The 9,285-nt window shown below is 30.8% G+C and carries 3 protein-coding genes; all 3 read right to left on the reverse strand.

Features of this window, described 5'->3' with window-relative positions:
* Positions 1-12 precede the first annotated feature (12 nt).
* Positions 13-1,617, reverse strand: coding sequence for an MBL fold metallo-hydrolase (locus tag Q0921_RS14920; protein WP_299258179.1), 1,605 nt, complete (start codon positions 1,615-1,617; stop codon positions 13-15).
* A gap of 33 nt (positions 1,618-1,650) precedes the next feature.
* Entirely contained in the window at positions 1,651-7,893 is a 6,243-nt protein-coding gene (locus Q0921_RS14925) for a non-ribosomal peptide synthetase (RefSeq protein ID WP_299258181.1), read from the reverse strand.
* 378 nt (positions 7,894-8,271) lie between these two features.
* Positions 8,272-9,264 (reverse strand): TauD/TfdA family dioxygenase, encoded by a 993-nt coding sequence (locus Q0921_RS14930; RefSeq protein ID WP_027392678.1) that lies wholly within the window; start codon positions 9,262-9,264, stop codon positions 8,272-8,274.
* Positions 9,265-9,285 lie beyond the last annotated feature (21 nt).

Genomic DNA, 9,285 nt, shown 5'->3' on the forward strand with positions numbered 1-9,285 from the left:
ATTTAGATTTTGTTAGTATTCTATTGTTTTTTCTCCAAATAACCGCTCAGCATCAATATTTCTCTCTAGACATTCTTCTACCAGTTTATTAGATTCAATAATTGGCCTTGATTCATCTGTATACTTTATAGAACTAATAAACTCCAACCAAGGTTCTAACCCCATCGCATAAACAAATACGTTTCTAGGATTAAAGATTTTCATTAAGCTTCTACCTTGATCATAATTACATCCTGCAAGACGACGAGATTGATCCTTGTCTCTGTCCATTTTTTTTGATAGCAAAGGGCCGTAAAGCCAGGATAATGGGGCACCATCACATTCCATTCCCAAAAAAAGCACATCGATATCTCCAATGACAGACTGTACTCTCTGATATACTTCTGGTTGAACATTACAAGAATCCGCAGCAAATAATAGTTTAAGTTTATTATGAAGAGAAACATGAAAACAAAGTTTACTTCTAACATCTAAATCCGAATGTTCCCCTATAAATGGAAGCCCTGTTATAATACATTTATCCATCTCAATAGATTCCATATCCCCTAACTCAATAACATTTTCAAAACCAATATTGTTAAGCATCAATTTTAAACTTGGATCCTGGAGATTACCTCTACTACAACCGGGAACAACAATATTTTTAATCATATGCCTAAGCTGTAAAAGTGTCTCCAACAGTACGTGATCCTGATGATTATGAGTAATCAAAACATAATCTATTTCTTTAGGCAAGTCATTTACCGTAAATCGATTAATTTCTGTTTCGTACCCATCATAGCTAATTACTGGATCAACTAAAATTGACATCTCACTCGTTTCTACTAATACACAAGCATGTCCAAAATACCTAGTTCGTATCCCAGCTCCTTCATATTCTTTATATTTTTTAGGTGGCTCTTTAGTAAAAAAACTTTTGAATAGTTCTTCCTGTTCAGGTTTAATCTGAAGTAGATTTTTTATTTCATTATAATCCCCTGGTTCGCGTTTCATTTTAAACAATTGATCAATTACCTGATTTCTAAAAGCGACATCCAGATGTATTAGGTTTTCATCCTCTAATCTTGGGGTACTTAAAACAAAGGGACGATCATCATCCGCCTCTACCAATTGCAATGAAATTGACTGAGAAGTTTCATCATAATATTTACTTTGATATAATAATGATTCGAAAAATCTATAATTCGGCTGGTCGTTTAAGTCATAATACAGCTCAACAAACCCTTTTAACGCTTCTGGTATTTTCGCATACAATGGTTCCATAGAATATCCAACAGCTTCTTTCTGTAGTAACTCATTTAATTCATGTATTGCGTCTCTCAATTCTAACATATTAGCCCTTTGATCGACTGTTTTATTCATTAAATCTTTTATCTCTTCTACTCTCCCTCCTTGATAATCAATAAAAGGACCACCTAACATTTCAGGTTTTTTAACAGCAGCAGCGTGAATTTTTGGATTTTTGATATAAGACTCCATAATCTTTAAGTGCCTATCTTTAATATTCATTGCTGCCGTAGCAGGAGATACTAAATGAGACCAAGCATACCATTTATCTATAAGTCCTTCTATTGCGACATTGAATTTTAAATATTGTAAGTTTTCTGTTTTGCTCATTTTCGATATATTTTTAAATAAAAAGTATTAGAATTAAATTACTGCCTTAGATACAATTCTACTGGCGTTAACCATTGTTTTTTGCCATGATTGATTTTCTATTTCATCTGATAAGGCTATAATTGTTGAATCATGAAATAAAGTTGTCATATCCACTCGAACATCAAATTCTTCTCTAACTTTTGTAATGACTCGTGCTGCTTTTAAGCTATGACCTCCTAATGCGAAAAAATCATCTTCTATCCCTATATTTTTTCTTTCCAGTACTTCTTCCCAGATTGCTACTAATCGTTTTTCCTTTTTATTTCTTGGTGCTATATAAGAAGAATCAACAGCGAGAACTCCATCTATTGGATCCGGAAGCAATTTTTTATTTACCTTACCATTTGCAGTTAAAGGGAACTCTTGTAAGATTACATATTTTGAAGGAATCATGTAATCAGGAATTTTCTGTAAAAGCTCTTTTTTCAAATTAAGAGGACTAATCTCTTCTTTTGTGGCAACATAAGCGACTAATTCCTTATTTCCTGAACCATCCTTTTTTAATAATACAATCGCATCATCAATCCGTTTGTTAGCTAGCAAATAGTATTCTATTTCTCCCAACTCTATACGATAACCACGAATCTTGATTTGGTCATCTTTTCTGCCTACAAACTGAATCTCACCATTTGGTAACCATTTACCTAGATCTCCAGTTTGATATAACCGTTGATCTTCATTAAATTTATTTTTTACAAATTTTTCAGATGTAGCTTTCTCATTATTAAGATACCCTCTGGCTAAACCGTCACCACTAAGACAAATTTCACCAACAACTCCAATAGGCTGTAACAAATTATATTCACTTAAAATATACGCTTGACTATTATTTATTGGTCTGCCAATAGAAATATCCTGAGATACTTCTTTAATACTATGGGTTAGTGAAAAAGTAGTATTTTCTGTAGGTCCATAACAATTTATAATTTCTACATTATTGTACTCGCTTTTTAATTTTTGAATATGATTTGAAGATAATTTATCTCCTCCAACCAATATTGTTTTTAAAGTTTCAAATATTTTAATGTCTAGCTCAACTAGTTGATTAAACCACCCCGATGTGAACCACATTACATTCACCTCATTTCTTTGTATCTCTTCTGATAGTTTATTCGTATCTAGTAATATTTCATTAGAGCATAAAATTAATTTAGCACCATTTAATAAGGCTCCCCAGAATTCAAAAGTAGTTGCGTCAAAGGAGCAAGCTCCTGTTGCTAACAAAGTATCTTTTTTAGTAATATTATAGTAATTAGTAGACTTAACTAAACGAATTATGCTACGCTGCTCTATCATAACTCCTTTTGGCTTACCCGTAGAACCTGAAGTATACATTACATATGCTAAATCTGTAGATAGCGTCTTATTTTTTGGAGAATCTTTAGTATAGTTTATTATCTCACTTTTAAATGATTCTAATAAGGGATTATCGATTGTAAGTTTGCACACGCAATCTTCTTCCATATAACTTATCCTTTCCTCTGGATAGCTAGGATCCAAAGGAACATAACATCCTCCTGATTTTAGCACTGCTAACTCTACAATAATCCACCATTCACTTCTTTCTAATTTAATCCCAACAAAATCTCCATATTGAATAGAATATTTTTTTATAAGGTGGTTTGCTAATTGATTTGATAGATCATCTAATTCTCTATACGTGTACTCCTTTTTTTCAAATACAAGAGCTATTTTATTAGCGCTTTCTTCAACTTGCTTGGTAAAAAGTTCTACTATTGTCTTATCCTTTGGATATTCTTCTAAAGAATTATTAAAATCATTGAGCAATTGATATTTATCTTTTTCTGATAAATAATCAATTAGTCCTACCTTTTGATCAACATTATCCAATATTACGGACACTAATTTTCTAAAATGATCGATCAGCCTTTCTATCGAAAGCTTATCATAGACATCCGTATTATACTTTATTCCAAAAGAAAGAAAAGCTCCAACTTCTTGAAAATTAATTTCCAGATCAAATTTTGATAGTGTTGATTTGGTATAAATAATATCTTCGATATAATTTTTGTCAGTTTGGATTCGCTCCTTTTTTTCTCCTGCATTTTGAAGAATTAGCATCGCATCAAATAAGGGGCTTCTACTTACATCTCTCTTCAATTCTAAATCATCTACCAAACGATCAAAAGGATAAGATTGATGTCTATACGCCGATAATGTATTTTCTTTAACATCATTAAATAGTTCTCGAAAACTATTATCTGGATTAATTTTGTTTCGTAATGCAAGTGTATTAATATAAAAACCAATTTGGTCTTCAAGGCTTTTATGATTTCTACCAGCTATTGGAGTTCCCAAAATTATATCCTTATCAGAAGTATAATGGTAAAACATAGCATTCCAGCATGACAATAAACCTATAAAAAGACTACCTCCTTGTTCTTGACAAAAGTTTTTCAATCGCTGTGTTTCCCTTTCTGAGATGGTTGTCTGAAGTTTATCTCCCTTGTATGTTTTAACTTTCGGACGTTTTTTCTCTGTTGGAAGATTTAAAACTGGTAGTTCTCCTGACAAATTATCCAACCAATACTCTTTATGAGACTGATATCCAACACTTTCTTTTTGATTTAACTGCCAAAATGAATAGTCTTTATATTGAATATTAAGTTCTGGCAAGCTAGGAACACTCATTTCTTGATAGCACTCATAATAATGAAGAACATCATTAAACAACACCTTATTTGACCAAGCATCACTAATAATATGATGCATATTAAAGTAAAACACATAATGATCATCAGAAAGATGAATCAAAGTTGCTCGTAGTAACGGACCACTATCTAATGAAAATGGGACAAAAGAGTCATTATCAATATAAGCCTGCGCAGTTTCTTCCTTGTTTGTGGAGTCTCTTAGATCCTGATATCCCATTGTAAAACAGATATCTTCCTTAGCAACTACCCATTGTCTAACTTCACCAGATATCTCTTCTCTAAAAATTGTTCTGAGAATCTCATGTCTATCTATAGTAGCATTAATAGCTTTTCTGAAATTTTCTATATCGTATCTTCCCTTAAGTTCTATATAAGATGGCATATTGTAAGCTATTGAACCTTCTCCTGATTGACTTAGCACCCATAGTCTTCTTTGTGCATCAGATACTGGATAGCTTTCCGAAACTTCTACTTTCTCAATACTTATAAAGTTAGATTTATTTGAATTGGAAATTAAATTTGCATGAGATTCTAAAGTTAAATTATCGAACAATTCCTTAAGCGTCAATTTAACATCAAATGTCTTATGATATTCGTTAATCAACTGTGTTGCTTTTAGACTATGCCCACCTAAAAGAAAAAAATCATCTTTTGCTCCAATTTTGTTCTTTTGTAAAACTTCTTCCCAAATTAAAGCTAAATTTTGCTCTACTTCATTTCTTGGTTCAACATATTCGATACCGGTAGCAATTTCTTTATTTTTAAGACCGATCAAATATTCCTTATCTACCTTTCCATTAACTGTTAACGGCAATGTATCCATCTGAATAAAATAAGTAGGCAACATATATTCTGGTAATTTTCCAACCAGATAGCTTCTTAATTCTACTGCCTTAAAATCATTATCTCCCAGAACAAACGCCACAAGCTCTTTTTCAGATTTTTCATTTAAAGTGACTAAAACCAGTGCTTGATTAATGTCATTTTTAATGAGTAATTGTTTTTCTATTTCTCCTAATTCTATTCTATGTCCTCTGATTTTTACCTGATCATCTTTCCTGCCAATATACTCTATGTTCCCATCAGGTAACCATCTAGCCAAATCACCAGTTTTATATAAGTTCCCTGTCTTTCCGAGAAGGTTTTTAACAAACTTCTCTTTTGTTAATTCTGGTCGATTAAGATAACCTACAGCAACACTATCTCCTTCTATTACAATTTCTCCTATAACACCTATTTTACATGGTCTATTTTCATAATCAATTAAATTGATTTTTACATTCGAGATAGGTTTTCCTATTAGAATTTTTTCCTCTTCATTATGGATTTCTTTAGTTATACATCCTACTGTAGCTTCGGTAGGTCCATATTCGTTATATACTTTCATATCCTTATTCAAGGATATTAAGGTGGCTATTTGTTCCTTAGATAGCTGTTCTCCACCACAGATTACTATTTTAATATTTGTCTCTTCTATATTTAATTGCCCCACTAAAGAAATATGAGCAGGAGTTAACTTCAGAGTATCAATATCTGGATTACTAAAACTCTCTTTTAATAATTCGGATATATCTAATTTTTCACTTCCAATCCATATCTTTTTTCCTCTTGTCAAGCTTGTGAATAATGAAGTTACTGTAAGGTCAAAAGAGACCGAGGTTATTAATCCCCAATTTCCAATATTTAGATTATGGAAGTAGTAATCATTTGCCCATTGAATGTAATTCATAAGGTTATTTTGACTAATCAAACATCCTTTTGGGTTACCTGTTGATCCTGAAGTATAAATACAGTAGGCGATATCGTCTGGTGCAATTCTTACCTTACAATCATCTGTCGATGATTCATAAATCTTCTTATCTGATGGTAATACTATCGCTACGTTAGAAAAATCATAGATGTTAAGCAAGTCGGAATCACTAATTAAAGTTTTTGCTTTACTATCTCTTAAAATAAATTGTATTCTTTCTTCTGGATATTCTTGATCAATAGGCACATAATATGCTCCAGCTTTTAGAGCCCCAAGTACACTAACTACAAACCAACTTGAACGCCCTTGTAAAACAGCAACAGAATCTCCTTTTTTAATATTACATTGATCAATTAAATAATTTGAGAGTTGATTAGCTCTTCTACTAAGTTCTAAATAAGAAATCTCATTACCTTCATCGATTAAAGCAATGCTATCAGGGTTCTCTTTTACCTGATCTTCAAAAAGCTCAATAATTGATTTGTTTGTTTCAAACTCTTTTTTAGTGTTATTTGACTCTACAATAATTTCTTTCTCAAATTGGCATAACTCTATACTTTTATTATTCAGTTCTAATTTAAAAAATGATAGTAACTGTTTCTCGATAAGATTCATTTCTTTCTCTCCAAACTGTTCTTGATCAAAGTATAATTCTACAGCAATTTTATCTCCATAATCAACACAACATACTTTAAGTTTAAACAGATCATTCACAGAATATATATCACTCACCTTAAATACACCTTCAGTCTCCTGGGAACTGAAATCCTCTATAAATTGAAAACAGTAGTTAAAGTTCTTTTCTCTGGATCGATTAGAACTATTTTCTCTATCTAAAGAAAAATAATCTGACCAGTTTTGTACGTTTTCAACCTGTGACCGAACCTGTTCTATTCTTGTAAAATCATTTATCTTTTGTGAAGTATCTATTTTAACGGGTATTGCTTTATTTACAAGCCCAAGTGTATGATTTAACTCTTCATAGTTTCTCTTAAAAGGAATGTAACCAATAGTTAACTCATTTTCTTCAAATAAGGATAGGTATTCAACTAATTGAGAAAATAGAATATCACTAACATCACAATTTTCACCTTTACTTAACTGAAAAAGTTCTACATACTTTTCTTTTTCAATAACATGAATATTCTTCTTTATAGGATTAAATAGAGATTTTTGTTCATCTGAAAAAGGTTCCAGTCGATTTTCTATTTGAGGATCATAAGTGTCCCAAAAAATTGTTGCGTCAGGCTCTGGATTATTAATTAATTCATTTTGCCAAGCAGCATAATTCACATAATCAATTTTATCTATTTCTTCTTTATATTTTTCACTATCCAAAAGTGCCAAAGAAAGCTCTTGACAGAAAAACGAAATACTATATACATCTCCCCACAATGCATATAATCTAATATAAACAGACTTTATATTCTCATTCTCTGTAACAAAACAGAATCTAATTGGTGAGTTTAAGTATGGACTATAAGGTTTACTAAGTTGACTATTAATATCATCTTCAAGATTTTCTGAACAACTATCAATTTTTTTGTAATCAATTTCTGATTCTTCAGAAGAAAATTGAACAGGGTAATTGTAATTCTTATTCGAGTAAATTTTTGATGAAAGTACTTGATGTCTTTGCACTACTGATTCAATCGCGAGCAACAATTGATCTAATGGAACATCTTTATACATTCGCAATTCTATCTGATTGTATAAAACATTAGAGTTACCCTCTTGAATTTTCCATAAATTTTTCTGATTAATGGAAAATTCATAACCATCAATATTTGTTAAAGTATTTGAATTCATAACGTATTTTTGAAACTTGAATTATTATTTAAAGCGTGAGTATTCATACATACAGTTAGTTGTATGTATATTGAAAAAAAGCAATAAATTGACTATAGAATTTCGATAGACGTAATACTTACCAGAAGATATTTTAAGTAAGTTTATGAAATTGGTGATGCAAATTATTTTTTTGGAATGCTACCGAAATTGGAACCATAAGAAACTCTAGCAAATTGTATTTTCAAACTAATGAGTTTTACCTGTAATACTTGATCATTAAAATAATTGATCCTGTTACTTGCTATGAAACGATTTTCTTTGATCAAACTGTTTTATTTGTATTTCTTTACAAAAACTGTATAAAATACTATTAAAAAAGAAAATATAAAGACTTGTTTATGATATTGATACAATAATTTTTCGATCTCCTTCGTAAGAGTTTCTTCCGTGTGACATGAGCATGTTATCCAAAAATAAAACATCTCCTTTCTGCCAAGGAAATTGTATTGTGGATTTTTCATAAGCATGTTTTATTTCAGAAATTTCTTCTTTTGATATTTCAGTACCGTCTCCGAAAAATGTATTATTTGGTAAATCATTATCAGATTCAACAGATTTAAGGATATCATCGTTCAGCATGTGTTTATTAAAAAACAAACTATGATTAAACCACACCATTTCTTTTGTTTCTGGGTGTTCCCATATTGCTTTTTTAGTCCATTTAAGAATTAGCGTGTCCTCATCTTGCCAATCAAATAGCATTCCTGATTTCTTACATTCGTCCTCAACTACTTTTCTATCCTTAGTTTGAAAAACTTCTTGCCAAGATAAACCCAATAATCCGTTAAGATTTCTTCTATAAAGCACTCCTTTTTCTAAAAATTTATTTTTTAAACTCTCGCTTAGAAAAGTTACTATCTTTCTATTATCGGCTATTGGTGTTTCTCCTTTTTTTATCGCTGGTTGCACACAACAAAACACAATTCTTTTAGGGTGATTAGGAGCGTATGAGCTTTCACTATGCATGTTTATTATTTGATCATTTGGGTAGGTTGTAGATACATAAACATTATTATCGATCTCAAAACGAGGAGATGATCTCATTTTATATTCTAAAAGTTCATTTGGAAATTTACTCATCAAATTTTGAAATTTCTCTACACTATTAACGTTAAACCCTCTTAATAAAATTGCTCCATATTTTTTTAAATTAGAAGTAAATAAGTTTTTATTGTCAATTATCCAATTTTCTAAGTTAAAACCCGAATTAACTGGTTCTACAACAAGAGGAAATTGGTCTATATTGTTCAAAAATGAATTTCTAACCTCTTCGCCATCGCTTATTTTCTTTACTTTTATATTTCTGAATTTTTCTAATGTGTTTTTCATTTTAGTGATGTTTTAGTGATA

It is taken from the genome of uncultured Aquimarina sp., from assembly GCF_947496855.1.
GTDB lineage: Bacteria > Bacteroidota > Bacteroidia > Flavobacteriales > Flavobacteriaceae > Aquimarina.